The sequence below is a fragment of the Mycobacterium aquaticum genome (assembly GCF_002086485.1).
GTDB classification, from domain to species: domain Bacteria; phylum Actinomycetota; class Actinomycetes; order Mycobacteriales; family Mycobacteriaceae; genus Mycobacterium; species Mycobacterium aquaticum.
Genome location: NZ_MVHF01000042.1, coordinates 1 through 26,243, shown reverse-complemented (window position 1 = coordinate 26,243; position 26,243 = coordinate 1). Strand labels below are relative to the sequence as shown.

The 26,243-nt window shown below is 66.0% G+C and carries 27 protein-coding genes; 16 read left to right on the top strand and 11 right to left on the bottom strand.

Annotation, left to right across the window (positions count from 1 at the left end; translation table 11 throughout):
- Positions 1-4: 4 nt before the first annotated feature.
- Both BST13_RS39115 and BST13_RS39110 read left to right on the top strand, forming a co-directional pair.
- Entirely contained in the window at positions 5-226 is a 222-nt protein-coding gene (locus BST13_RS39115) for a hypothetical protein (protein WP_158087210.1), read from the top strand.
- Positions 223-747, top strand: coding sequence for a Ppx/GppA phosphatase family protein (locus tag BST13_RS39110; RefSeq protein WP_158087209.1), 525 nt, complete (start codon positions 223-225; stop codon positions 745-747). Before BST13_RS39115 ends, BST13_RS39110 begins: the two co-directional genes overlap by 4 nt.
- Here BST13_RS39110 and BST13_RS29410 read toward each other — a convergent pair.
- From BST13_RS29410 to BST13_RS29385, 6 genes are all read right to left on the bottom strand, one after another.
- The gene (locus tag BST13_RS29410; protein WP_083168532.1) at positions 744-1,757 is read right to left on the bottom strand and encodes a DNA topoisomerase IB; all 1,014 of its coding nucleotides are present in this window, start codon (positions 1,755-1,757) and stop codon (positions 744-746) included. The two genes, BST13_RS39110 and BST13_RS29410, sit on opposite strands and share 4 nt — an antisense overlap.
- A gap of 30 nt (positions 1,758-1,787) precedes the next feature.
- Complete coding sequence (locus BST13_RS29405; RefSeq protein WP_083168587.1) at positions 1,788-2,246, bottom strand: STAS domain-containing protein; 459 nt, start codon at positions 2,244-2,246, stop codon at positions 1,788-1,790.
- 284 nt (positions 2,247-2,530) lie between these two features.
- Positions 2,531-4,639, bottom strand: a complete 2,109-nt coding sequence (locus BST13_RS29400; protein WP_083168586.1) for a catalase — start codon at positions 4,637-4,639, stop codon at positions 2,531-2,533.
- A gap of 74 nt (positions 4,640-4,713) precedes the next feature.
- Complete coding sequence (locus tag BST13_RS29395) at positions 4,714-5,736, bottom strand: alpha/beta hydrolase (RefSeq protein ID WP_083168530.1); 1,023 nt, start codon at positions 5,734-5,736, stop codon at positions 4,714-4,716.
- Positions 5,737-5,838: 102 nt separating this feature from the next.
- Positions 5,839-6,456, bottom strand: a complete 618-nt coding sequence (locus BST13_RS29390; protein WP_083168529.1) for a flavodoxin family protein — start codon at positions 6,454-6,456, stop codon at positions 5,839-5,841.
- Positions 6,457-6,484: 28 nt separating this feature from the next.
- Positions 6,485-6,709, bottom strand: coding sequence for a hypothetical protein (locus tag BST13_RS29385; protein WP_083168527.1), 225 nt, complete (start codon positions 6,707-6,709; stop codon positions 6,485-6,487).
- Positions 6,710-6,797: 88 nt separating this feature from the next.
- On the opposite strand from BST13_RS29385, the gene BST13_RS29380 reads away from it, so the two are divergent.
- Genes BST13_RS29380 through BST13_RS29365 form a run of 4 tightly spaced genes read left to right on the top strand, consistent with a single transcriptional unit; the run spans position 6,798 to position 10,787 of the window.
- Positions 6,798-8,582 carry a thiamine pyrophosphate-requiring protein gene (locus BST13_RS29380; protein WP_083168526.1) on the top strand — a complete coding sequence of 595 codons (1,785 nt, stop codon included), beginning with the start codon at positions 6,798-6,800 and terminating at the stop codon, positions 8,580-8,582.
- 10 nt (positions 8,583-8,592) lie between these two features.
- Entirely contained in the window at positions 8,593-9,654 is a 1,062-nt protein-coding gene (locus BST13_RS29375; RefSeq protein ID WP_083168524.1) for an SDR family oxidoreductase, read from the top strand.
- A gap of 32 nt (positions 9,655-9,686) precedes the next feature.
- Complete coding sequence (locus tag BST13_RS29370) at positions 9,687-10,241, top strand: ferritin-like domain-containing protein (RefSeq protein WP_211296207.1); 555 nt, start codon at positions 9,687-9,689, stop codon at positions 10,239-10,241.
- Between the two features lie 30 nt (positions 10,242-10,271).
- Positions 10,272-10,787 (top strand): DUF6328 family protein, encoded by a 516-nt coding sequence (locus tag BST13_RS29365; protein ID WP_083168523.1) that lies wholly within the window; start codon positions 10,272-10,274, stop codon positions 10,785-10,787.
- A gap of 7 nt (positions 10,788-10,794) precedes the next feature.
- Here BST13_RS29365 and BST13_RS29360 read toward each other — a convergent pair whose 3' ends face one another.
- Entirely contained in the window at positions 10,795-11,358 is a 564-nt protein-coding gene (locus tag BST13_RS29360) for a nucleotidyltransferase (protein ID WP_083168521.1), read from the bottom strand.
- An 88-nt stretch (positions 11,359-11,446) separates the two neighbouring features.
- Between BST13_RS29360 and BST13_RS29355 the strand changes: the two genes are divergently transcribed.
- From BST13_RS29355 to BST13_RS29330, 6 genes are all read left to right on the top strand, one after another.
- Positions 11,447-12,211 carry an endonuclease/exonuclease/phosphatase family protein gene (locus BST13_RS29355; RefSeq protein ID WP_083168520.1) on the top strand — a complete coding sequence of 255 codons (765 nt, stop codon included), beginning with the start codon at positions 11,447-11,449 and terminating at the stop codon, positions 12,209-12,211.
- 73 nt (positions 12,212-12,284) lie between these two features.
- Entirely contained in the window at positions 12,285-13,034 is a 750-nt protein-coding gene (locus BST13_RS29350) for an HAD family hydrolase (protein ID WP_083168518.1), read from the top strand.
- The gene (locus BST13_RS29345; protein WP_083168517.1) at positions 13,031-15,391 is read left to right on the top strand and encodes a glycoside hydrolase family 65 protein; all 2,361 of its coding nucleotides are present in this window, start codon (positions 13,031-13,033) and stop codon (positions 15,389-15,391) included. The genes BST13_RS29350 and BST13_RS29345 overlap by 4 nt, the downstream gene beginning before the upstream one ends.
- A 107-nt stretch (positions 15,392-15,498) precedes the next feature.
- Complete coding sequence (locus BST13_RS29340; RefSeq protein WP_083168515.1) at positions 15,499-15,900, top strand: hypothetical protein; 402 nt, start codon at positions 15,499-15,501, stop codon at positions 15,898-15,900.
- A gap of 8 nt (positions 15,901-15,908) precedes the next feature.
- The gene (locus BST13_RS29335) at positions 15,909-20,225 is read left to right on the top strand and encodes an HAD-IC family P-type ATPase (RefSeq protein WP_095533751.1); all 4,317 of its coding nucleotides are present in this window, start codon (positions 15,909-15,911) and stop codon (positions 20,223-20,225) included.
- Position 20,226: 1 nt separating this feature from the next.
- On the top strand, positions 20,227-20,493 hold the full coding sequence (locus tag BST13_RS29330; RefSeq protein WP_083168514.1) for a hypothetical protein: 267 nt from the start codon (positions 20,227-20,229) through the stop codon (positions 20,491-20,493).
- Between the two features lie 9 nt (positions 20,494-20,502).
- Here BST13_RS29330 and BST13_RS29325 read toward each other — a convergent pair whose 3' ends face one another.
- On the bottom strand, positions 20,503-20,826 hold the full coding sequence (locus BST13_RS29325; RefSeq protein WP_083168512.1) for a hypothetical protein: 324 nt from the start codon (positions 20,824-20,826) through the stop codon (positions 20,503-20,505).
- Positions 20,827-20,925: 99 nt separating this feature from the next.
- Between BST13_RS29325 and BST13_RS29320 the strand changes: the two genes are divergently transcribed.
- Both BST13_RS29320 and BST13_RS29315 read left to right on the top strand, forming a co-directional pair.
- Positions 20,926-22,077: an AI-2E family transporter gene (locus BST13_RS29320; protein WP_083168511.1), complete on the top strand. Its 1,152-nt coding sequence runs from the start codon at positions 20,926-20,928 to the stop codon at positions 22,075-22,077.
- Positions 22,074-22,727 (top strand): UdgX family uracil-DNA binding protein, encoded by a 654-nt coding sequence (locus tag BST13_RS29315; protein WP_083168509.1) that lies wholly within the window; start codon positions 22,074-22,076, stop codon positions 22,725-22,727. The genes BST13_RS29320 and BST13_RS29315 overlap by 4 nt, the downstream gene beginning before the upstream one ends.
- Positions 22,728-22,731: 4 nt before the next feature.
- On the opposite strand, the gene BST13_RS29310 is transcribed toward BST13_RS29315, so the two are convergent.
- Together BST13_RS29310 and BST13_RS29305 are read right to left on the bottom strand one after the other, a co-directional pair.
- On the bottom strand, positions 22,732-23,223 hold the full coding sequence (locus BST13_RS29310) for a flavin reductase family protein (RefSeq protein ID WP_083168507.1): 492 nt from the start codon (positions 23,221-23,223) through the stop codon (positions 22,732-22,734).
- A 5-nt stretch (positions 23,224-23,228) separates the two neighbouring features.
- Positions 23,229-23,498 (bottom strand): hypothetical protein, encoded by a 270-nt coding sequence (locus BST13_RS29305; protein ID WP_083168505.1) that lies wholly within the window; start codon positions 23,496-23,498, stop codon positions 23,229-23,231.
- Between the two features lie 149 nt (positions 23,499-23,647).
- Between BST13_RS29305 and BST13_RS29300 the strand changes: the two genes are divergently transcribed.
- Positions 23,648-24,118 (top strand): DUF302 domain-containing protein, encoded by a 471-nt coding sequence (locus BST13_RS29300; RefSeq protein ID WP_142282863.1) that lies wholly within the window; start codon positions 23,648-23,650, stop codon positions 24,116-24,118.
- Between the two features lie 180 nt (positions 24,119-24,298).
- Here BST13_RS29300 and BST13_RS29295 read toward each other — a convergent pair whose 3' ends face one another.
- On the bottom strand, positions 24,299-25,273 hold the full coding sequence (locus tag BST13_RS29295; protein ID WP_083168502.1) for an AraC family transcriptional regulator: 975 nt from the start codon (positions 25,271-25,273) through the stop codon (positions 24,299-24,301).
- Between the two features lie 464 nt (positions 25,274-25,737).
- Here BST13_RS29295 and BST13_RS29290 point away from each other — a divergent pair, with 464 nt between their 5' ends.
- Positions 25,738-26,139, top strand: a complete 402-nt coding sequence (locus BST13_RS29290) for a heme-binding protein (protein ID WP_083168501.1) — start codon at positions 25,738-25,740, stop codon at positions 26,137-26,139.
- Positions 26,140-26,243: the final 104 nt, after the last annotated feature.

Genomic DNA, 26,243 nt, shown 5'->3' with positions numbered 1-26,243 from the left:
TCGCATGAGACTCGGAGTATTGGACATCGGCTCGAATGCCGCTCAGCTGCAGGTCGTCGATGCGTTGGCAGGTGCGCCGCCCCTTCCCATCCGCGCGGTCAAGATTCCCACCCGGCTGGGCCAGGAGGCCAGCGTCGAAGGGGCGATCGGTCAGCAGGGGATCGACCGTATCGGGATGCCTTACCCGATCTTGCCGTATCACTACCGCTCGGAGCGGGAAGGGTGAGCACCAGCTTCCTGCGGCCGGATCCACCGTCGCACGCTCAGGTGAAGGACCTCCGCAGGTATGTGCGGCAACAGGTTCGGGAAGTGGCCAACCGGGTGCAGTGGGACGGCACGCCGCGTCGAGTCGTGGCGACCTCGAAGACGTTCAAGCAGCTGGCGAGGCTGGGCGGTGCGGCCTGTGGCCGCAAAGGCCCGTTTGTCCGCAGGACGGTATCGCGGTCGGCGATAGCGGCTGCGATACGTCGACTGGCAGTGGTCGACGCTTCGGATCGTTCCCAGTTCCGCGGCATCAAGCCGGCTCGCGCCTGGCAGATTCTCGGCGGCGCCGTGGTGGCCTACGAGACGATGCGGTGTCTCGGTATCGAACGCGCCGAGGTGAGCCCGTGGGCGCTGCGGGAGGGCATCATGCTCGGCTACTTGTCGTCGATCCGCATACCGGAAGGTGAATTGGTTTTGCAACCACTGACTTTCGATCGATCCGACGGTTCTGCGACGGTAACCTCGTTGGTGCCCAAGAGTTAGTGCGCCATTTTGCGGATCAGCCGTGCTGTGGCGCGCCCCAGGATGGCTTGGCGTTTGTCGGAGTCCTTGGCGTGCGCCGACCTCCGTACGCTCGTCGCGATCGTCAGCCCGTCCCGATAGGCTTTCGGAACACGCGGGTCGACATAGGCGCTGCGCGCGACGGCCGGGGTGTTGCCGAGTTCCTCGGCGACCTCACGCATCACCGCTGCCTCCACCCGCTTGATCACTTTGTCGTCGACCGGGGGATCGGCGTCGGCGAATGCCGCAGCCGCCAAAACCGTTCCGTGCCAAGTACGAAGATCCTTGACAGTGTATTCGTCGCCGACCATCTGCTTGAAGCGAGCGTTCAGATCGTCGGCATGGATCGCGCTGTATCCGTCTCCGTTTCGGTATGACAGCAGACGATGATCAGATCCGGCGGCGCGTCGCAGACTGCGGACGGCGCGGACCGTGTCCGGGTCTTCGATGTCGAGCACCCGCCGCACACCGCTTTTCGCGGGATAGTCGAATTCGACTGAACCGGAATGTACGGTCACGTGTTCGCCCATGAGCGTGGCGATGCCAAAAGAATTGTTATCCTCCGCGTATTGATCACCGCCGGCACGGAAATAGCCGAGATCGAGCAGTCGCAGGCCGACCGCGAGCACCCGCTCGCGCGAAAGTCCCGGCCGCCGCAGGTCCGCCGCCACAGCGGCACGCCAATCCGGTAGCAGCGCAGACATTTCCAGTACCCGGTCGAACTTCTCTTCGCTCCGGTCCTCGTGCCACTGCGGGTGGTACAGATACTGCCGACGGCCTGCCGCGTCGGTCCCGACGGCCTGGATGTGACCGTCGGGACGCTCACAGATCCAAACGTTGTTCCAGGCAGGCGGGATCACCAGCTCCTCGATACGTTGCAGCACTCTCGGCGAGGTCACCCGCCGGCCGTCGTGGTCGTGGTAGCTGAAACCACGACCTCGACGTACCCGGTGAAGACCTGGACCGCCGACTACGCTGCGGCGCAGGCGCATCTCGACCGTCGCCGGCCCAGGTGCGGCCGATCACACAGCAAAGATGGCATTCGTTGCGATGCTCCGGTACGAACCGCTGGACGAGAACCCGTTGCGCAGCCACGACAAGGCTGTCTTGATCGTTGGCGCAGTGGGCAATTGCTCGTCGGGATCGCAGATTCGGAGCACCCGCAACACTGCGGGGCTCGGTACGAGCGCCCAGCCAACACCTTCCCGCGCGCAGCGCATGTTCAGGTTGTGAAGCGCGGGGACACACGACACCGCGAAGAATTGCACGGATTGCAGGTCGAGGATGAGCTCTTTGCTGCGGCTGATGTGCCCCATCGCATACTCGGCGAATTGACGCGCGTTGGCCGCGTCGAGTTCGCCGCCGACGGTCACCAGTGCCGTCGATGGCCGTACCCAGCGGGTGCCGAAGCACGCCATCGGGTCGCCACGGCGGTCAGACCGCGTACCGGGGGGGAAGGGCGGCACGTTAACTATGGACACGTTGCCTCCATCAATCGAAAAACGTCGATCCATACATGGCACGCAAACGAGCTCTGGGTTTTCAAAGCAATGGGCGCAGGGAGTCATGCCGCTCTGCGCACCAACGCGCGTGTTCGGCTGTTAACTCAACCTGGTCATGACTCTACGACGCGGCAGCGATATGGACAATCGGCATAAGGGATTTCTCATGGTTGCCTGCGCAAATTGGGACAGCAAAAGCGCAGGTCACCGATAATTGACGAGCGTGTTTGCAGAATTGTCACAGACGGGTGCGATGACGATTCTCAGGCGGGAACCATATCGGTCACGCGGTCCCACGCCCGGTGACGTTCGACGGCGCCGACGAGCGCCCCGATGAACGCGTCATCGAGGTCGTCGCCGCTGGTGCTCGACGTGATGACCCCGGCATCCGAGACGGCTCCCGACCCGTTGCCCGGCCGCGTTCTCACCCCGGCCACCTGCAGTACGTCGATGCCCGCACCGAACGCGGCGATGGGTTTGAGGTGCTTGTACGCCTCGCTCACGAAATGAACCATCGACCCGTCTTGAGTGAGCTGTTCGACGGATTCAGCTCCGCCTGGCACCAGGACCGCGTCGTAGAGAGCCGACGAGGTGGTGTTGATGCCAAGGTCCACCGCGAGTTCGTGGCCGGTGTCGCACCACACCGTGCCGCCGCCGACCGTGCTGATGATGTCGACCGTGGCGCCGAGCTGTCGCAGCGCCGCGGCCGCGCGCTCGGTTCCACGTACGTCGACCCCACCCGCGGCGAGAACGGCGATGCGTCGGGTGTCGATCGTGGGCGGGACAGCGTTGAGCTGCGACAAGGCTGGTGATGGCGCGTGGCGCACGTCGATCGACACCTCGTCCGGTGCGTGCAGGCCCAGCTTCGCCGCGACCCGCGCGGCGAGGTCATGGTCGATCAGGTTGAGTTGTTCGACCACGCGTGGTCGTATGCCGGTCTCGGGTCCGACTTTGCCGAGCTCGAATGCGAAGGCTGCGACGATGTGCTCGGCCTCGACGGCGGACATGCTGTCCCAGAACATGCGCGGCTGGCTGTAATAGTCCTTGAAACTCTCTGCACGCTGGCGGATCTTGTGGCCGTCGACGCGTTCGGTGTAGTGCCGGAAGACGTCCTCGTCGGCCAGAGCGGGACAACCACCGCCGAGGGTGTTCTTGTAGTAGCTGGTCGCTCCCTGGGCGATCGTGTGCTGACTGTAGCCGTCGCGCTGGTTGTTGCGGACGTCGGCGACCGGACGGTTCACGGGAAGATGGGCGAAGTTCGGACCGCCCAGCCGGATGAGCTGCGTATCGAGGTAGGAGAAGTTGCGGAACTGCAGCAGCGGATCGTTGGTGAAGTCGATTCCCGGCACCAGATTGGCAGTGTGGAACGCCACCTGTTCGGTCTCGGCGAAGAAGTTGTCCGGATTGCGATCGAGCACCATCCGTCCCACCGGGAGCACCGGCACCCGTTCCTCTGGGACGAGCTTGGTGGCGTCGAGCAGGTCGAAGGGGAATTCGAACTCGTCGGATTCAGGGATCAGTTGCACCCCGAGCTCCCATTCCGGATATTGTCCCGCCTCGATGGCCTCCCACAGATCGCGTCGGTTGAAATCGGGGTCCTTGCCGGCGATCTGCTGGCATTCCTCCCAGATGAGGGAATGCACGCCGAGCAGTGGCTTCCAGTGGAATTTTACGAAAACCCCTTGGCCGGAAGCGTTCACGAGCCGGAACGTGTGCACGCCGAACCCCTGCATCATCCGGTAGCTGCGGGGAAGGGCGCGGTCGGACATCAACCACATGATCGCGTGCAGTGTCTCCGGTTGCAGCGACACAAAATCCCACAGGGTGTTGTGCGCCGACGCGGCTTGCGGGATCTCGTTGTGCGGCTCGGGTTTGACGGCGTGGACGAAATCGGGGAACTTGATGCCGTCCTGGATGAAGAAGACGGGAAAGTTGTTGCCAACCAGGTCGTAGTTGCCCTGTTCGGTATAGAACTTCGTGGCGAACCCGCGAACATCACGGACGGTGTCGGCCGAGCCTCGCGATCCGGCCACTGTGGAGAACCGGACGAACACGGGCGTTCGCAGGCCCGGCGTGGTGAGGAACTTCGCTGCGGTGAAATCTGCCAGCCCATCGTCATACGGCTCGAAATAGCCATACGCGCCAGCACCTCTGGCATGCACAACTCGTTCCGGAATGCGCTCGTGGTCGAAGTGGGTCACGTTCTCCCTGGCGTGAAAGTCTTCCAGTAGGGTCGGGCCACGTTCACCGGCGGTCAGCGCGTCGTCGGTGTGGTCGACGCGCACACCCTGTTGGGTGGTCAAGTACCCCTTGCCGTTGTCGATTCGGGCGCTGTCGAGTTGTTGTTGCTTCGGGTTTGGGGTGTTGTTCACCGCGATTCCTCTCATGGTGGGACCTCCGCGCTGAGTACCCGAGGCGGACGAAGGCAAACCCGTGGAATCGGCGGTCAGAGAGAGGCGGCCCTCGCGTAATCCCGGGCGACCGCGTCCTCGACTGACGCGGGCGTCACCCGCTTGACGAAATCACCGATGTACCGAAGGGCCCGACGTCCTTCCGGCAGGATGTCGGCGGCCAGTGGGAAATCGTGGATCTGGCCGTCCCACAGGTGCAGGTCGCACGGCGCGCCCGCATCGACCATCCGCCGATACATCAATTCTGCGTCGGACAGCAGGAATTCGTCTGTGCTCACGTGGATCGATACGGGCGGCATGTTCTTCAGCTCCGCATCAACTGGCGAGACGATCCGCCGGTTGAAGCGGCCTCGCCGTTGCGCGGTGAGGTAGCGGGAGAATGCCGTCATCGCGCGGGCGGTGAACATGGAGCATCTCGAATGAGGCTGTGCCAGCCGGTGTGCCGCATCGAGATCGGTCAACGGTGAGATCGCCGCGACACCGGCCGTGGGTGTGCGCCCGCGGCGCAGGAGTTCGAGCGCGGTCGCCAGCGCGAGATATCCGCCGGCAGAGTCGCCCGCGAGGACGATCTCGTGGTCACGGTATCCGCGGCGCAGAAGCCAGCGCAGCCCGTCGAGCGCGTCGGCGACGGCGGCCGACGGGCCGTACGAAGGCAGCATGCGGTAGCCGACGTTGAGCACCTCGGCGTCCGCGACACCCGACAACCGCGCCACCAGTGATCGGTGCGTGTTGAGACCGCAGGTCAGAAACGCCCCGCCATGCAGGTACAGCACCGCGCGACGCGCGGAAGTCCCTGGTGCGCACACCAATTCAGCGGGGCATGTGGGTAGTTCGACACGACGTATCGATACCGCGGGTGGGTGCGGGGCCCAGCCTGCGATGCGGTCGATGGAGTCCAACGGCCAGCGCAGATTTGGCTGCAACGCCCACAGCCGCACGGCGTTCTTGACGATGATTCGGCAGCCGGCGCTCAGTGCCATCGACTGCGGGCTGCGGCGGCGGTGGTGGTGTCGAGTTCCCGATGGCGCGACGCTCTCTTTGCCCTGCGTTTTCCTCATGGCGCTCAACTCCTGTCCGGAGGTGGGATACCCGCAGGTGACGGTGTCAAAACACGTCGCTGTTTCAATCATGTTCTGCACGTGCCGGTTTCGCCACAAGTGTCACTCATAAGGCGGATACTGCGAGGCCTTGAGCACACGAGCCAGGTGTGCGGCATTGCGTGCCGCCGCTTGGGTCGCGGCCGCGACCGCACTGGGAACCGTGTCCAGTTCGTTGTAGTCCGTGGACTCCATCGCGGCACCGTTCCAGTAGGTACAGCCTTGTGCGGGAATGGTGTAGCCGACGTCATTGAGTCCCTGGAACAGGTCGGCCACGGTCTTGTGGGCGCCGTCTTCGTTGCCCACGACGCTTACGATCGCCACTTTCCCTGCCAGTATGGGTCGCCCGCCATCGCCCTTTTCGGAGAGCTCGGCGTCGAGGCGCTCCAGCACTCGCTGTGCCACGCTCGATGGATGCCCGAGCCAGACCGGCGTGCTGATGAGCAGGATGTCGGCGTCGAGCACCTGTCTGCGCAAGGCCGGCCATTCATCGCCGTCGCCCATGTCCGCCGCGACACCGGGAGCGATGTGGTAATCGGCACACCGCTCCAATCCGTAAGTGACGCCCCACGGCGCGAACGCATCCATGACGTGTTGCGCCATCAGCGCGCTGCTGGAGTCCGCCGGGCCGGGTTTGAGTGTGCAGATCAGTCCCAGTACTTGCAACGGTGTTTCAGCCATGGCGCTGACGTACCCGGACGCGATTGCGTCAAACGCCCAGTGGCGACCTGCGTCGCGTCACCGGTTCGTCGCCTGCCACCGTCACCGCGTCGTCGGGACTCTTGTCGTAGAAGCTGAACACTCCGGTGCCCTCGCCGGAGACCACCTGAATCTCGTTGACGGTGAACCACCTGGCGGCTGCCGGATCCCTGATGACATCGCCTTCTCTGACTTCGCCGGGAAGGATCGTCTCAACCGCGCCGTCAGCAGTCATGTCTGCGGATTACCCAGCGTTTGCGGCGGTTACTCCTCCCGGCAGGCGGGTACTCGCCGAACGGAGCTCGACAGACCAGGGAGGCGGCATGACGACGAGCGTCGGTGACTACTTGATCGAACGACTACGGGACTGGGGAATCAAGCACGTCTTTGCCTATCCGGGCGACGGGATCAACGGGATCGTGGCGGCGTTCGGTCGGGCCAAGGATGCCCCGCAGTTCGTCCAGGCTCGGCACGAAGAGATGGCGGCGTTCGAGGCAACGGGCTATGCGAAGTTCACCGGCGACGTCGGCGTGTGCATGGCGACTTCGGGACCGGGCGCCATCCACCTGCTCAACGGACTCTACGACGCCAAGCTCGACCGGGTCCCCGTCGTGGCCATCGTCGGTCAGACCGCCCGCAGCGCCATGGGCGGTAGTTACCAGCAGGAGGTCGACCTCCAAAGTTTGTACAAGGACGTCGCCAGCGATTACCTGGTGGAGGTCAACGTCGCCAGCCAGCTGCCGAATGCCTTGGACCGGGCCATCCGTACAGCGCTGGCGCGGCGCGCGCCGACGGCCCTCGTGATCCCGTCGGATCTGCAGGAGCAGCCATATTCGGCGCCCGGCCACGAATTCAAGCAGGTCCCGTCGAGCGACGCGATGTACGTGCGCCCCGTGGTGGATCCGCAGAGCAACCAGATCCGCAGGGCCGCAGACATCCTCAACGCGGGGTCGCGGGTGGCCATCCTCATCGGCCAAGGTGCACGGTCGGCCGCGGCGCAGGTGCGCGAGCTCGCCGAGCTCACCGGCGCCGGGGTGGCCAAGGCGTTGCTCGGCAAAGATGTGCTGTCCGATGACCTGCCTTATGTCACCGGATCGATCGGGTTGCTCGGTACCCGACCCAGTTACGAGCTGATGCGAGAATGCGACACGTTGGTGATCATCGGCTCGAATTTCCCTTATAGCCAATTCCTTCCGGAATTCGGCCAGGCCCGCGCCATCCAGATCGACATCGACGGCGCCGCGATCGGCATGCGTTATCCCACCGAGGTGAACATCGTCGCCGACGCCGAAAGCGCACTGAGGGCACTGCTTCCGCTGGTCGAACCGAAGCAGGACCGGTCATGGCGGGAGGGCATCGAACGCGGCGTGGCTCGGTGGTGGGAAACCCTGGAGCGCCAGAGCATGCTCTCGGCCAAGCCGGTGAACCCCATGCGCATCGCGTGGGAACTGTCAGAGCGGTTGCCGGACAACGCCATCGTGACCGCCGACTCGGGCTCGTCGACCAACTGGTATGCCCGCTGCCTGAAGTTCCGGGACGGGATGAGGGGATCGCTGTCGGGGACGTTGGCGACGATGGGCCCGGGTGTCCCTTATGCGATCGGGGCGAAGTTCGCGCATCCGGACCGGCCGGTGATCGCCCTGGTGGGTGACGGTGCCATGCAGATGAACGGGATGGCCGAGCTTCTCACGATCCTGCGGTACCGGTCGGAGTGGTCCGACCCTCGACTGGTGGTCTGCGTGTTCCACAACAACGACCTCAACCAGGTCACCTGGGAGTTGCGGGCCATGGGTGGATCGCCGAAATTCGTTGATTCACAATCCCTTCCCGACGTTTCGTACGCCGACATCGCGTGCACCATGGGGTTGAACGGTATCGCGGTGACAGCTGGGGAGTCGGTGGGCAAGGCCTGGGACCAGGCCTTGTCGAGCGACGTGCCGACCGTACTCGACATCCATTGCGATCCCGAAGTGCCGCCGATACCTCCGCACGCCACCTACGAGCAGATCAAGGACATGGTCTCCGCGGTGCTCAAGGGTGACCCCAATGGCTGGCACCTGGTGTACCAGGGCGCCAAAACCAAGGCCCAGGAGCTGATTCCACACTAGGGGCAACGAGATGAACAGCAGAGCACCGGCCGCGCGGCCGCACAACAGCGGTGACGACTCGCCGCCAACCGTGGTCGTGACGGGCGCCAGCGCCGGAATCGGGCGGGCGGTCGTGCGAGAGTACGCCGCTGTGGGTGCACGCATCGGCATGATCGCGCGTGGCCGCGCTGGTCTGGAGGCAGGCGCTGAAGAGGTCGAAAAGCTCGGCGGCACAGCGCTCGCCGTACCTACCGACGTCTCTGATTACGATGCGGTGGACCGTGCCGCTGACGCCATCGAGAAAGAGCTCGGTCCGATCGACATCTGGGTCAACGGTGCCTTCGCGACGATTTTCGCACCGTTCCGCGAGATCACTCCGGAGGAGTTTCGTCGCGCCACCGAGGTCACCTATCTGGGTGCCGTTCACGGAACGATGGCAGCGCTCAAGCGGATGAGGCCGCGCGACCGGGGCACGATCGTCCAGATCGGTTCCGCCCTGGCCAAGCGGTCCATCCCGCTGCAGTCGGCGTACTGCGGCGCCAAACACGGCATCGATGGGTTCAGCGAATCTCTGCGCACGGAGCTGCTCCTCGACCACAGCGGGGTCCACGTCACCGTGGTGCGGATGCCGGGTGTCAACACCCCGCAGTTCTCCTGGGTACGTTCGCGCCTGGCACGGCAGCCGCGTCCCGTTGCCCCGGTCTACCAACCCGAGGTGGCGGCGCGGGCTGTGCGCTATGCCGCCGAACACCCCACGCGCAAACAGTATTGGGTCGGCGGCAGCACAGTGCTCACCGTGCTTGGTCAGCGCGCCGTTCCGGCGGTGTTGGACCGTTACCTGGCCCGCACCGGCGTCTCGTCCCAACAGACGGCTCCGGACATCGGACACGAGGCGGGCAATCTCTTCGCCCCGCTTGATGAACACCCGGGTACCGACCACGGCGCGCACGGCATATTCGACGACGAGGCCCACGATCACAGTGCGACGTGGTGGCTACGCAGCCATGTGCGAGGCCTCACTGTTGCCGCGGCGGCAGGCACCGCAGCCATCATCGCCGGCGGCGCCGCACGCACCCGACTACGCCATATGTGATGACGAAAGCGCCCGTACAGAAAGGAAATCAGGTGCCGACCAAGACCAGCAGGACGGACAACCAATTCGAGATCGACGTCACCGCGATCCGTGACGACGTCCGTAAACACATGGACGCCGGAGCGGTGACCAGTGGCAACACCATCGACGTCAAGCGGCTGATCGACGTGCTCAACGAGGTCGTCGCAACGGAGGTGGTGTGCTACCTGCGCTACACCCAGCATGCGATCGCCGCGACCGGTATCGATCGGGCCCAGGTGGCGGCGGAGTTCACCGAACATGCCGCTGAGGAGCTGCAGCACGGAAAGTGGGCCGCCGAACGGGTCAGCCAGCTCGGCGGTGATCCTGACTTCGATCCGACCACGCTGGCCCAACGCAGCCATACCGAATACGTGAGGTTCGAGGACGCCGACCTCAACCGGATGCTGCAGGAGAATTTGGTCGCGGAGCGGATCGTCATCACCAGCTATCAGGAGATCATCCGGTGGATCGGAGATGCCGACCCCACCACCCGACGCCTGATGGAGAGAATTCTGGAACAAGAAGAGGAGCACGCCGACGACCTCAACGATCTGCTGGGCAACTAGCGGACGTGAGCGGCGGCGCACGGTGAGATCATGGACGTCGATCACCCGGAGCAGGACCAGCGGTGGGACACCCGGCAACGAAACGAGACGGAAACCGAACGACTGGACCGTAATTGGGCCAGCTTGCTGCAGGAACTGAGAGTTACTCAGACCGGCGTGCAGCTGTTGACCGGATTCTTGCTGACCCTGCCTTTCCAACAACGATTCGGAGTACTCGACGAGCGGATGCGGATTGTCTATCTGGCAACGGTGGGCGCGTCGGTCGCGGCCACGGTGCTGTTGATCGCTCCGGTCGGGATGCACCGGTTGTTGTTCCGGCGGCACCGACTGGCAGTTCTCGTGGCCGCGGCACACCGGTGCGCGTATACGGGACTGATCCTGCTCGGGGTGGCGCTCGTGGGCGTCACGGTGATCGTCTTCGATTCGGTGGCCGGTACCGCGGTCGCCTTGATCGCCGGTGCCGTCGCGTTGGTGATGTTCGCGTTGTTCTGGTTGGCGCTACCGCTTTTCATGAGAACAGGCGAAGTGCAGCCGCCTACCCCGTGACTTCTGCTCACACGGTCAGGCCGAGTCTTTCCGTCAGTACGAGAAACGCGACGGCGTAGTCGTTGTCCGCGGTCTCCTTGCGAATCCGATCCCAGTCCAACACCTCTCGCGTGGCCCGCACAGCCGGCAGCAAGGACGTGAAATCGCACCGATGCTCTTCGAGAGCGCGCAATTTCTGAATCATGACGGTGGTGGGTGGCAGGACCGGCATGCGGACCGCGAGCACATCCCGGTATTCGGCGGCCTGCAGAGTCGCAGGCTCGACGGCCACTCCGTTGACGTGGTGCAGCACGTCTACCACCACATCGCCGACGCGGGCCTTGAACAACCAGTCTTCGGGAGGCTGTTCGACGACGAATCCTGCGCCGGCCAGCGTGAGCGCCGCGGACTGTGCGTCGGTCTCGGCGACCACCAGATCGACATCGTGGTCCGGTTCCGGGGCACCGTAGACCCACAGAGCGTAGCTGCCCGCCAGCGCGAAAGACGGGCCGTGGTCCCGCAGCGCGGCCGCCGCCGTCTTCAGCGCTGCCCGCAGCCGCTCGCGCCGGGCGACGTGGTCGATCGCATCCATGAAGGCTTGATACCCAGGACATCGGCAGCGCAATCGGAATTCGGCTGTGGGTCGTGAACCACGGCCCCATAGCGGGTACGCCCAGACCATGCGACTGGCTACGTTCAACATCCTGCACGGCCGCACCGTCGATGACGGTGTACATGTGGACCGATTGCGGTCGTGTGTGACCACATTGGAGCCCGACGTACTCGCGCTGCAGGAGGTCGACCGAGACCAGGAGCGGTCTGGGCGGGCCGATCTCACGGCGGTGGCGGCCGAGGCGATGGGAGCCGCCGAACACCGGTTCGTGGCGGCCATCTCCGGCACACCCGGCGCGACGTGGATGGCCGCGACAGGACGAGAACAGCCGGGCACCGCGGCCTACGGTATCGCGCTGTTGTCCCGGTACCCGGTGAGCAGCTGGCAGGTGCTGCGGCTGCCGCGTATCCCGGTGCGATTCCCGATGTATCTGCCAGGACCCGGGCGCGTGCTCATGGTCCATGAGGAGCCACGCACGGCTGTCGTCGCCCGGATCGAGACTCCGCTGGGGGAGATCACCGTCGCGGCGACCCATTTGTCGTTCGTCCCAGGGTGGAACCGGCTCCAGTTACGCCGTCTCGTCCACGATCTCGCTGGTTTCCCGGGCCCGCGGATCCTGGCCGGAGACCTCAATCTGCTCGCCCCCGCCGCGCATCGCTGGTCCGGCATGCGACCGTTGGCCCACGGGGCCACGTTCCCCGCGCCGGAGCCGACACGTCAGCTCGACCATATCCTCACCGACGATCGACGACTGTATGCCCGCGCGTCCGATGCTCCGCTGATGCCGATATCGGACCATCGTGCGCTGGTGGCAGAAATAGCCCGGACGTGAGGTCAGTCCCCGGTTCGCACGTCGCCTGAACGGCGGAGCGTTGAGGAAGACGGCAAACGGGTAATCGGCAGGTATGGCTGCCGAACACAAGCCGGGACACCTCGGACTGCCTGACCGCGTGCGCGCGTGCCTGTTCGACCTCGACGGTGTGCTCACCGAGACCGCGAGCATTCACGAACGGGCGTGGAAGTCGATGTTCGACGAATATCTGCGTCGACATGGCGACGGGCTCGCGTTCAGCGAACACGATTACCTGCGGTACGTCGATGGCCGTACCCGCGAGGACGGCGTACGCGACTTTCTGGCCAGCCGGGGCATCGAACTGCCCGAAGGCGATGCGGCCGACAGCGCCGACGCAGACACCGTGCACGGGCTAGCTGCCCGGAAGAACGCGCTGTTCCTGCAGTTCCTGCACGACGACGGTGTCACCGCTTTCGAGGGTTCCCGACGTTATCTCCAGGCGGTGCGGGAGGTCGGGCTCCCGATCGCGGTCGTCTCGTCGAGCATGAACACCCGCGAGGTACTCGACATCACCGGGATCAGCCCGTACGTCGCCTGCCGGGTCGACGGCATCACGGTGGGAGAGCAGCATCTGGCGGGCAAGCCGGCCCCCGATTCCTATCTGTATGCGGCGCGGCAACTCGGTGTCGCACCGGCGGAGGCCGCGGTATTCGAGGACGCCGTGGCCGGAGTGCAGGCAGGCCGGGCGGGGCATTTCGGTTGTGTGGTCGGAGTGGACCGGACAGGGTCCGCAGACGAATTGCGCAGCAACGGCGCGGATGTCGTCGTGCGTGATCTGGCCGAGTTGCTGGTGGCGCAATGATCACCGACACTGCTTTTCCGGTCGAGCCCTGGCAACTGCGCGAGACCCAACTCCAGTTGAACCTCATCGCACAGACCGAATCGGTGTTCGCCCTATCCAACGGGCACATCGGATTTCGCGGCAATCTGGACGAGGGGGAGCCGCACGGGCTTCCCGGCACCTACCTGAACTCGTTCTTCGAACTGCGCCCGCTGCCGTATGCCGAAGCCGGCTACGGCTACCCGGAAGAAGGCCAGTCACTGATCAACGTGACCAACGGCAAAGTGCTGCGGCTATTGGTCGACGACGAACCGTTCGACGTCCGCTACGGCGAACTGCTCGAGCACGAACGAACCTTGGACTTCCGGGCGGGTACGTTGACGCGACGGGCGCGCTGGTGCTCGCCGGCAGGTAAACAGGTGCTCATGCAGTGGACCAGGCTGGTGTCCCTGCAGCACCGCAGCGTTGCCGCGATCGAGTTCTGCATCGAACCGGTGGGTGAATTCGCCCGCATCACAGTGCAATCCGAACTCGTTGCCAATGAGGATCAGCCCGTCACATCACCGGATCCGCGGGCCGCGGCGGTGCTCAGCCATCCGCTGAAGTCGATCACCCACGAAGGCCGCGGCCAGCAGGCGCTGCTGATGCACCGCACCCGCTCAAGCGAACTGACCATGGCTGCGGCCATGGACCATGTCATCGAAGTGCCCGGCAGGGTCGACGTCTCGACCGAGACCACCGCGGACGTGGCTCGCACCACCGTGATTTGTGGATTGCGAGCGGGGCAACGCCTGCGCATCGTCAAGTTCCTCGCCTACGGCTGGTCCAGCCTGCGTTCGCGCCCGGCCCTGCACGATCAGGTCGCGGGCGCCATTGCCGGCGCTCGTTATTCCGGGTGGCAGGGTCTGCTGGACTCGCAGCGGGCGTACCTCGACGACTTCTGGGACAGCGCCGACGTGGAAATCGAGGGCAATCCACGTTGTCAGCAAGCCGTGCGTTTCGGGCTCTTCCACGTGTTGCAGGCCGGTGCCCGCGCAGAGCGTCGGGCGATACCCTCAAAAGGATTGACGGGCCCGGGATATGACGGACATGCCTTCTGGGACACCGAAGGCTTCGTACTGCCGGTGCTGACCTATACCTGGCCGCAGGCCGCGGCCGACGCGCTGCGGTGGCGGGCTTCGACCCTCGACCTCGCCCGCGAGCGCGCCCAGGAGCTGGACCTGGCCGGAGCCACCTTCCCGTGGCGGACCATCGGCGGCGAGGAATGCTCGGCGTACTGGCCGGCCGGCACCGCCGCGTGGCATGTGAACGCCGACATCGCAATGGCTTTCGAGCGCTATCGCGTCGTCACCGGCGACGGATCGCTCGAATCCGAATGCGGTGTACCCGTTCTGGTGGAGACGGCTCGGCTGTGGTACTCACTCGGACACTACGACCGCCACGGGGAATGGCACATCGACGGTGTCACCGGTCCTGACGAGTACACCGCTGTCGTGCGCGACAACGTCTTCACGAATCTGATGGCAGCAGAGAACCTGCGCATCGCCGCGGCCGCCTGCGAGCGCCATCCCGATCTGGCCGCGGCCGAGGACGTCACTGCCGAAGAGATGGCGACGTGGCGGGAGGCCGCGGACGCCGTCCATGTGCCCTACGACAAGGAGCTGGAGGTGCATCAACAGTGTGAAGGATTCACCCGGCTGCGCGAATGGCGGTTCACCGACGACACCACCTACCCGCTGCTGCTCAGCCAGCCCTATGTGCGGCTCTATCCGTCACAGGTGATCAAACAGGCCGACCTGGTGCTGGCCATGCACTGGTTGGGTCATTGCTTCACCGACGAGCAGAAGGCCCGCAACGTCGACTACTACGAGCCGCGCACCACGCGCGACTCGTCACTGTCGGCGTGCACCCAGGCAGTGCTCTGTGCGGAGGTCGGCCATCTTGAGCTCGCCCATGATTACGCGGCCGAAGCCGCTCTGATCGACCTACGCGACCTTGAGCACAACACTCGCGACGGCCTGCACATGGCGTCGCTCGCCGGTGCATGGACCGCATTCCTCGCGGGGTTCGGCGGCCTACGCGACGGGGAGGGCATCCTTGCGCTGGACCCGCAGCTGCCCGACGACATCACGCGGTTGAGGTTTCGCCTGCGCTGGCGCGACTGCCGGGTCACCGTCGACATCACACATGAGACCGCGACGTACACCTTGCGCGACGAGACCCACGGGCGGCTGCGACTTCGCCACGCCGGCCGCGACCTCGAACTGACCACGGAATCACCGATTTCGGTTCCGCTGCGACAGCGCACTGCGCTGCTGGCGCGGCCACGCCAGCCACCGGGGCGCGAACCCGGCCGGTGGGACAGCCAACCAGAGTGATCCGACGCTTCGACGCACACAGCACATCCCCAGGTTGAGCTGCGGCCAGGCGGGTAATTCTGTGTGAATCTGTTTTGAGCACCGATCGAACTTTAGATGGAGCTGACATGAACGTCCTGAACACGGCGGCAGATGTTGTGACGCGCACGGCGGAAGCGGCCGTGGCGGGGGCCGGGGCGCTGAGCGGCGCCGTCGTCAACGGTGTCGTCGGCGGTGTCCAGGGCACGGCGTCCGGCATCAAGGACGGGTTCGGTAAGGGCAGCCATTCAGTCCCGGCGGCCGCACTGACGATGGCGGCCGTCGGCGCCACCGGGTTGGTCGAGTGGCCCGTGGTGCTTCTGGTCGGCGGAACCGCGCTCGCGGTCCGCCAGCTCCACGGGCAGCCCAGCGACGGACATCAACCCGAGCCGGGGGCCCGCGCGGACACGGGATCTGCCGTGCGGCCGCCTGCCAGGCGCAGGCCCCGCACCGCGGCGACACGGAAAGCCAAGGCGCCCGCCGGAAAGTAGGGCCAACCGTGCATCTTCCGCGAACATTGCAGGGCGCGGCGCTGCTGCCATTGCGCGTTGCGGAGGCAGGCATCTGCACGGCGATGTCGCTGACGGTGGCTGGCGCGGCACTGCTCGAGCGGCCGGTTCGGGCCGGCGACGGCGTGTTGCGATCCGTGACCGGCGCTGTGTCAGAAGTACTGGGCGCCAACGCCTCCCGTCGATGCCGGCAAGCCGGCGACCGGTGCTGGATCGAGGTGCGCGGGCTCTCTGAGACCGAGCCCGGCGGCGATCTCGGCACCGCGGTGATACGGCTGCTCAGGCGCAGGCCCGGGGTGTTGACGGTGAAACTGAACTACCCGTTGTCTCGGGCCATCGTCCGGGTGGATCCGGATTCAGCTGTGCTGAGCGAGCTCTGTGCTGCGGTGGCGACAGCTGAGCGCCAGACGGGATCATCAGCTGCTCCGCACCAGACGCCCACCGATCTGCCCGGTGACAGCGCAACCTACGCGGGAGCTCTCGCAGTGGCCGCCTTGAATGCGTGTGGGCTCGCGGTGGCGGTGGCCGGCCGGGTGCTGCCGTTGCCCCGGGTGCCCAGTGCACTCAACGCGGTGGTCAACGTGGTCGACTATCAGCCCCGCCTGCGCCGCGCGCTCGAAGACAGGTTCGGCGCCACCGCCGCAGACACCGGGCTGGGGCTGGCGACCGCCTTGAGTTATGCCCTCACCCAGGCGCCTGGATCGCTCGCGGTCGATTTGCTGGTAAAGACACTGAGAGCGGCTGAGATTCGGGCCGCCGCGCAAGCCTGGGCGCGGCGTGAACCGCTGATGGCCGAGCGCGTCGAATGCGTCGACGGCGTGCGCCCCGCGCCACGGCCGCGTCCACGACCTCCCGGTCCGGTCGAACGCTACAGTGACCGGGCGGCAGCCGCCCAAGTGTGCGGGGGCCTCGCAGCCGGAGTGATCGCCAGAGACGTGGGCGCCATGGCCACCGCAGCAGTCATCGCCGCTCCGAAAGCCGCCCGCAATTGCCGCGAGTCGTTCGCCGCCAGTTTCGGCCGCGGGCTCGCCGATCGCGGTGTGCTCACGCTGCGGCCCGCAGCGCTGCGCAGCCTCGACCGCATCGACGCCGTCGTGCTCGACCCACGCGCACTGGAAGTCGACGAACTTCGGATAGGCCGAATCCGCGATGTCGAAGAGGGCGACCGCGGCTCGGTATGGCGTTGGGCGCAAGAAGAATTGGGCCGCGGCGGCTTGCGGCCCGGATGGCAACCGGTCCGCGGCGCACCTGGTGAGGTACTGGTGCGCCCGGCTCACCATCCGCTGGCAGGCGCGCTCATCGGCGAACTGCAAGGTGACGAGACGCTCGCGGTCTCTCTCGATGTCGAAAGCCTCGACGAGTTGCGCGCCGGATTCGACGACCTCGCCGAATGCGCGTCGTCTTTCGACGATGCGCTGGCGGGCACGGTGGTCGCGCTGCAGCGCGACGGCCATACGGTCGCGGTGGTTTCGGCAGGCGCCGCCCAGGCCCTTGCTGACGCCGACGTGGCCATCGGAATCGCCAACGGGGACATGGGCAATTGGCATGCCGATCTGTTGTGCGACGACCTGGCCGGCGTTTGGCACATATTGCATGCCCTGCCTGCTGCGCGCAGGGCCAGCCATCGTGGCGTCGAACTGGCCGTCGGCGGCTCGCTGCTGGGCGCGCTGTTGATGATTCCCGGCGTGCGCGGGCGCGGACCCGGTCCGGTGACCGCCGGCGCGGGTGCCGGTGCGTGGACCGGTCTGATGCTGGCGCGCAGCGTACTGAAATGCGAAACCCCTTCCGCGGCAGCACTACACGAGTGGCATGCGATGACACCACAGGAGGTTCGGGCGCTGCTGCCCGCTCCGCCTGACCCCCTTCGAAGACCGCACGCCCGGATGAGCGGCAGCGCAGCGGCGATGCTGCGCGGCACGCGCTCGGTTGCCGGCCCGTTGGCACGCGCGGTCACCGACTTCACCGAAGCGGTCCGCGACGAGTTGTCCGACCCGTTGACCCCGGTGCTCGCGGTGGGAGCGGCGGCCAGTGCGGTTCTCGGGTCGCCGGTGGACGCGGTCTTGGTCGGGTCGGTCCTGGGCGGCAATGCGGTGCTGGCCGCTGCCCAGCGTGTACGTGCCGAACGGCTGCTCAGAAGGCTGATCACGGGGCAAGATCCGGTGGCGCGCAGGATGTCAGCCGACGGACGGGTACACAACGTCGGCAGCACCGAGCTGAGGCCGGGGGACGTGATCGTCGTCGGACCGGGCGAAGTGGTTCCTGCCGATGCCCGGCTCACCGACGCAGTCGACGTCGAGGTCGACGAGTCCGCGTTGACCGGTGAGTCGCTTCCCGTGGCCAAACACGTACACGAGACACCGGCCGCCCCGCTGGCCGAACGAGCCTGCATGCTGCATGCCACCACGACGGTGGTCGCGGGGTCCGCCACCGCCATCGTCATCGCGGTGGGCGCCGACACCCAGGCACACCGCGCGGTCCACGGCATCCGCACGCGAGCGCCCGATGTCGGATTGCAGAGCCAGTTGCGCACTTTGACCAACAAGGCTTGGCCGTTCAGCCTGTTCGGCGGCGCGTTGGTCAGCGGGCTGGGGTTGCTGCGGCGCACGGGCCTGCGCGAGGCGGTCAGCAGCGGGGTGGCGGTTGGCGTGGCGGCGGTGCCCGAAGGCCTGCCATTGGTGGCGACCCTGGCGCAGCAGGCTTCGGCGCGGCGACTCACCCGGTGCGGCGTGCTGGTCCGCGCACCGCGCTCCGTCGAAGCGCTGGGCCGTGTCGACGTTGTCTGCTTCGACAAGACCGGCACACTGAGCGAAAACCGGTTGCGCGTCGTGCAGGTCCACCGGGCAACCGGAACTTCCGCTGAACACGTTCTGGCGCAAGCGGGTTCAGCCACACCGCCGCCGAACGGCGACCGCCACGAACACGCGACCGACCTTGCGGTCGCCGAAGCCGCGCGCAGTAAAGGGATGGCCGAAAACGACACCGATGCAATACATCTGCCGTTTCGGTCGGGCCGACCGTTCTCTGCGTCCATCAGCGGACTGCGGCTGTGCGTGAAAGGCGCCCCCGAGGTGGTGCTCGCCGGGTGCGACGGCAACACCACGGCCGACGTGTGGCAGCAGGTCCAGACCATGGCAGCCGACGGGTTGCGCGTCATCGCCGTCGCGCATCGGGAGCTCTCCGAGCGCCAGGCGGCGGCAGCCCGCGAGGACTCCGAGTCGTTCGCGGCGTTGTGTCTCGAGAATCTGCGCTACAGCGGTCTGCTGGGGTTGTCCGACACCCCGCGGCCGGATGCGGGCGAGGTCCTGGCGAGCATCACTGACCGTGGCATCGGGATCCGGTTGATCACCGGCGACCATCCGGTCACCGCCGCAGCGATTGCCACCCGGCTGGGGTTGCCGGTCTCCGTCGACGATGTGATCAGTGGCTCGCAGTGGGAGTCGATGCCGCGCCGACTGCGTGAGCGGGCGGTGCGCGAGGGAGTTGTCTTCGCGCGCATGTCTCCCGAGCACAAGATGCAAGTGGTGGAGACGCTCGAGAAGGCCGGCCAGGTATGCGCCATGGTCGGCGACGGTGCCAACGACGCCGCAGCGATCAGGACCGCGACGGTCGGCGTCGGAGTGGCCTCGCGGGGCAGTGATCCCGCGCGCACGGCAGCCGATGTGATGCTGCTCGACGGCCGCATCTCCTCGCTGCTCGATGCGCTGGACGAAGGCCGCCAGCTGTGGGACCGCGTCCAGGCCGCAGTGGCGATCCTGTTGGGCGGCAACGCCGGTGAGGTGGCGTTCGCGGTGGCGGGCACCGCGCTCACCGGCCGGGCGCCGCTGAACACCCGGCAACTACTCCTGGTGAACATGTTGACCGACGCGTTGCCTGCGGCGGCTCTGGCGGTGGCTCCACCCGATGCCGGATCGCAGTCCGGAGCTCGGGGACCCGATCAGGCCGCGCTGTGGCGCACAGTTGGGATACGTGGTGCGACCACGGCCAGCGCCGCCACGGCGGCGTGGATCCTGGGCCGGCTGACGGGGCGCCCCAGCAGGGCCTCCACGATCGCGCTGATCGCGTTGGTGGCTGCGCAATTGGGCCAGACGCTGATCGACTCCCGCAGTGCGTTGGTGATCGGCACGGCGGCGGGATCACTGGTGGCGCTCGGCGTCGTCATCAGCACGCCCGGAGTGAGCCACCTCCTGGGCAACACACCGCTGGGCCCAGTGGGTTGGGCACAAGCTCTGAGCTGTGCGGCCGTCGCGACCGGTATCGCCGCGCTGGCGACGCGGTCCATGCGGGCTCACGGCACGAGAGGGGAATGAGATGGAGCAGAAGGCATCGACGAAACACCACCGGACCGTCACCGAGAGGGTGCGTGAAATCGACACCGTCGAAGTCGGGCTGCCGGTACTGGGCAAGGTGCGCATTCAGCCCGAGCGGCTGGTCTACTACGGCGCTGTCGCTGTTCTCGCCGCCGCTGAGATCATCGAGTGGCCGGTGGCGCTTTTGCTTTCAGTGGGGCATGCGCTGGCCGACAATCATCACAGCAAGGTCGCCCAAGAACTCGGGGAAGCACTCGAAGAGGTCTGACGTAGGCCATCATTCGACAACGTCGTAGAACGAATCACCGTCCTCCGGCGTACCGTCGATCTGCCCTTTGGTGCGTGCCTGTTCGTTGCGCGCAAGCACATCCGGCTCTGATTCAGATCCGCGGAGCGGCGTTTCGGTGTCCGGATCGGTCGCCACATCGTCAGGTGATACGTCCGCGGCTTCCTCGGAGAGCCGATCATCCAGAGACTGGTTTTCCTTCGGTTCGATCCATTGCTCGGGCGGATCCACCGTCTGATCCCCGTCGTCGTTGCGCACCTCATCGGAGTCGAGGCTTTCCTGCTGGTCGAGCATGTTGTCGTCTTCTCGTGCCATCACCGAAGATTGCCCGTCGGGGCGCTCGGCCAAACCGGACGCCCACCGGCTTGGGCGTGGCCGGGTTTCGGATCGGCCGGACCCGGCAATCCCACGGGCATGCCGTCGTCGGGGCCTGGTGAAGATGACGTGGCGGTGACACCGATTGTGCGGCGGACCGCGGCGTGGGCTTGGCGTCTGCTCGTGATCGCCGTCGCCGCCGTGGTGCTGTTGGAAGCGTTGCGTCGCCTCGGTGTGGTGGTGGTGCCGGTGGCGCTGGCGTTACTCGTCACGGCGTTGCTACTGCCGGTGGTGGATCTCCTCGACAGGTTCGGTGCACCACGTGGAGTGGCGGTCGCGTTGGTGATGGTGGCGGGGCTGGCCGTGTTGAGCGGGATTCTGGCGTTCGTCATAACCCAATTCATCGATGGCGTACCGGGTTTGGTCGAGCAGGTCACCCACAGCATCGACTCGACACGCGATTGGCTGATCACCGGGCCGGCTCACCTCAGCCCCGATCAGATCAACCACGCCGGCGACACCGCGATCCAGTCTTTGCGCAACCACCAGGAGCAACTCACCACCGGGGCATTGTCCACCGCGGGAACGTTGTCGGAGATCCTCACCGGCGCGCTGCTGGGCCTCTTCACCGTGATCTTCTTCCTCCTCGACGGCCGCAACATCTGGCGATTCGTCACGCTGATCGTGCCGTTGAACATGCGCGAGCGGATTCGCCAGGCCGGCAACGCCGGATTCCACTCACTGATCGGCTATATCCGTGCGACGTCCCTCGTCGCGCTGGTCGACGCCGCGGGTATCGGCACCGCGCTGGCCATCATGGGCATACCACTGGCGTTGCCGTTGGCATCAGTGGTGTTCCTCGGTGCGTTCATCCCACTGATCGGGGCACTGGTGTCCGGATTTCTCGCGATCGTGGTGGCGCTGCTGGCAAAGGGACTGCTGTACGCGCTCATCACGCTCGGCGTCATCGTGGCCGTCATGCAGATCGAGGCGCACGTTCTGCAGCCTCTGGTGATGGGCCGGGCGGTGTCCATCCATCCACTGGCCGTGGTCCTCGGTATCACCGCGGGCGGGGTGCTGGCCGGGGTTGTGGGTGCGCTGGTGGCCGTGCCCACCATCGCCTTCGTCAACAGTGCGGTCCGGGTGCTGATGGACCAACGCCCTGCGGTGCGAGACAGCGCCGTCGACGGCGACATCTCCGAGCATTCTGTGGCGAGGCTCGGACGTACGGCTGGAGGAGCCAGATCATGACGGCCAGACATGTCGAGGGCGCATCCGCCTACGTCCCCGAAACCACGGACCTCGGTCGCCTCGCCGGGGCAGTGCAGGAGTGTCGTGGTTGCGATCTGTTCCAGGGCACCACGCAGGCCGTATTCGGTGCCGGGCCCGCGGCCGCCACCATGATGTTGGTCGGCGAGCAGCCCGGTGATCGAGAGGACCGCGACGGGCTGCCTTTCGTCGGACCGGCCGGTCGGGTCCTCGACGACGCCCTGCTTGCCGCCGAGATCACCCGAGAGCAGGTCTATCTGACCAACGCCGTCAAGCATTTCAAGTTCACCCGGGCGGCCGGCCAGAAGCGCCGCATCCACAAGACGCCGAGCCGCACCGAGGTCGTCGCGTGCCGGCCGTGGTTGTTCGCCGAACTGGGCGCCGTAGCGCCCGACGTGCTGGTGTTGCTCGGTGCTACGGCGGCTAAAGCGTTGATGGGAAACGACTTTCGCCTTTCCGCGCATCGCGGCGATGTGTTGCGGCCACCCGATACGGTGGTGCTTGACAGGGATCTGCGCGTGGTGGTGAGCATCCACCCGTCGGCGGTACTGCGCACGCCGCGGGAGGAGCGTGACGCGGCCTATGACGGGTTGGTGGCCGACCTGCGGTTGGCCGCGTCGCTGCTCGCGTGACTCGTCACGCGCCGTGCCCGGGTTCGAGATCGGCGACGTCAGCCAGCGTGATCAGCTCGCCGAGCGCGGCCGGCGCGTCGCCCGCTACCGGCTCCAGTAGATGGCCCACATGATCACCGGTGTCGACGCGGGTGAGCACCTTGCCGACGAACCACGCCGCCGCGTCATCCAGGATCGGCATGTTCTGCGCCCCGATGTGCCAGTTGCAGCGCGCGAACTTGTCACATGTGTCGCCGGTGTGACCACCGAACAACCGGGCCAGCTCCGTGTGTTGACGGGTCACCACGTGCACTGCCAAATGATCCGCATCGCGAGCGATCCGATAGGTGTAGTTGCGCTTGGACAAGCCGACCAAGAACCGCGGCGGCTGGATACTGCATTGACTGGCAAAGCCGACGAGGCAGCCCGCGCGGCGACCGTTGGCAGCGGTCGTGACGACGAACATGGGGTAATCGAGCTGGCTCACCAGCCGCTCGAAAGCATCCGATTCCGACATGACAGCTACCCGTGATGCATCTGTGCGCGCACTTCGATCGCGACCTGACGGGCACCGGCCGCGCGCCGGCGGGTGGCGCGGGCTTGCGAACGCGTCCGCCGGGCGACGGCGATCGCATCGGCAAGGGCAGGCGTCGACAGAGTATCTGTCGCGGCTTGCCGGTGAGTGCGTTCGCGGTACGCCTTCTGCCGGCACGAGCCGGTGCAGTAACGCGCATCGGCTCGACCGTAGAAAGAGGCACCGCATTCCCAACAGTGCTTGCGCGTGGCCGCCATGACGCCATGTTACGGATATCCGTAACGGAAGAACACAAGATCAGTGAAAGGCAAAGGGCGGCACCGGAAATCAACGACCGATCCACAGCTGAGTCAGAAGACAGTCGCGCTGGGCGACGGTATCGTCGTGGCATCGCTGTCCGCTTGCGATGCGGCAGGTCAATGTGAAGCCAGGGGTCGGGCGAGAAACGGGGGTTGCGATGACTGTCGCCGTCGCGACCGTTCTGTCTACTTCATTCGCCGACGCCTTGAAACGCACCCGCGAATCCTTGGCGCAGAACGGCTTCCGTGTCACCAACGAGGTGGACGTGACTGAGACGATAAACCAGAAGCATGCCGTCGGCATGGAGCGTTACCTGATTCTCGACGCGTGTCATCCGCAGTTCGTGACCGGGCAAGCCGGGGAGACTGAGCTGCGGCTGGTGTGCAATGTCGTGGTCCGGGTCGATCCGGCCACCGTGGGCAATGTCATCGTCGAGGTGATGAATCCGTGTGTCCTCTCGGGCGGCAGCGACGGCGTCGCCCAAAGTGACATCGCCGGTCAGGTCGGCGTCGCATTGCGCGCCGTGATCGACGGGCTCGCTGCACGGGATGAGGGTGTGACCAATCTGCCCGGCTGAGAGTTGTTCTTGGCAGGTTTGACCGCATCGGCCGGCGGGTACGTCAGGCCTTCATGTGGTTGACCAGATCTTTGGCGACAGCATTGGATTTTCTGCGAGCCGAGAACCCGTACCCGCATGGACATATCGCGGCGGTCGCGCTGCTGCGCCACGCCGGCGGGCAGGCGCCGACCGGCGCCGTCAGGAAGGGTGGCCGGTAACCTCGCTGGCCCGAGGCAGGGGATTGAGCAGTTCCTGCGGCGAGCACCCGTAGTGTTCGCGGTGGTACGCGGCGAATCGGCCGGCGTGCGCGAAGCCCCAGCGGCGGGCAACTTCGCCCACCATGGTCGTCTCGTCGGCTGCCAGCAGGTCCAGATGAGCGTGGTGCAGCCGGACGCGGCGCAGATACTCCATGGGTGTGCAGTCGCGGTGGCGGCGGAATAGGTACTGCAGCGCCCTGGGCGTCACGTAGACGGCGGCGGCGATATCGGCAAGTGAAATATCGGTGTTGGCATGGTCGTCGATGAACGAGATGGCCCGCCGCAGCAGGACCGGGGTGCTGTCGCGACGGTCCTGCGCAGTCGGCTCCACGACCGAGTCATTGGGCAGAGTGGCCAGCAGTACGGCCGCGACATGCTGCTCCAACATCCCCGCCAGCAGCGGGTTGCCCTGCAGCTGCGGATTGGTGGCGCAACGGCGCAGGTAACCGATGAGGTTGGCGAGCTGCTGGTTGGCCGCAGCCGATACCGGGGTGGGACCGGTGAGGTGCACCGCATGGTTGGCGCCCGTGATACCGGTCAAGCTACTCGGGTCGACGACGAGAACGTGATAGCGCCCGCGCAGGACTCGTCCCTCGAATCGAGGTGCTTCACGCGGTCCGAACGCGGTGACGTCGCCGGGGCCGGAGCGGGTGGTGTGCGAGTGGGGCCCACGCTGCTCGACGCCGCCGCTGTCCACCTGGCACACGAGAATCTGGGCAGGTGGGTCCATCTCGTAGGCAAAGGAGCAGCCGTAATCGGCGGTATCGATGCCGAGGGACCCGACGACCGAGCGCTCGATGCGCATGGGGCTGGGCGCGCCGCGCTGCGGTGTCCGAATCCGCATCTTCGAAAAGACCGTGCTCAATGTGGCCTCGGCAGCACCGATGTCATCGGTGTCGAGCAGAACGGCAGACATCACACTCACCCCTGGACAGCACAAAACGACCAACGGCATCGTTCTGAGCCGACCTTGGCGTCCAGATTATCCGAACATCGCGACAAGCCTGGTCACGCCGTCGCGTGAGGGTCACCGAACGAAAATCGATATCCGAAAAACGAATGGCCTTCGTGCCGCCCGCGCGCAGCTGGACATCTCTGCCGCCGCCGACGGTGGACACCCAGGGTCACGATTCATTAAGAAGTAGGCCCAATTTCTGTGACCGATCGGAGTTTTCTGGCGAATTCCACGTCAAATGCGGTCAATGTCACGGCTATTGGGCGTAACGGAGCGGAGCTGTTCGCTGATCGCGAACTGGCTACCTGGCGCCGAAGCTGTCCGTACGGCAAACCGCATACCACCGAAGCACTTTGGCGCCGCGCTACCGTGGATTTCGGGGTTGGGGAAATCCATGACAATTCGCAGTCGAAGAAAGAACGATCATGAAAATCAGCAGCAGAACTGCGCGCCGGGGTTTCACCGGTATTGGCGTGGGCGTTCTGTTCGGCGGGGTATGTGCGGCCACCATCGCCGCGCCCGTCGCCTCAGCCGCACCCGACCAGTGCAGCGCTCAAGCGCTCTCGGGCACCGTGAGCTCTGTGACCGGTGCGGCACACCAGTACCTGGCCGCGCATCCGGGTGCCAACAACGCGGTGACGGCGGCCTACGGCAAGCCGCGTGATCAGGCTGCGGCGGACCTGCGTGGATACTTCACCGCCAACCCGGGGGAGTACTACGACCTGCGCAACATCCTGGCGCCGATCGGCGACGCACAGCGGCAGTGCAACGTCACAGTGCTCCCTGGAGACCTCGCCTCGGCCTACGAACAGTTCATGGCCGGCTGAGTGGTGGGGGGGCGGCCCCCCCCCCCCCGGGGGGGGGGGGGCCCCCCGCGGGGGGGGGGGGTGGGGGGGGCGGCACACCCCCGCGCCCCGGGGCCGCGGCGGGG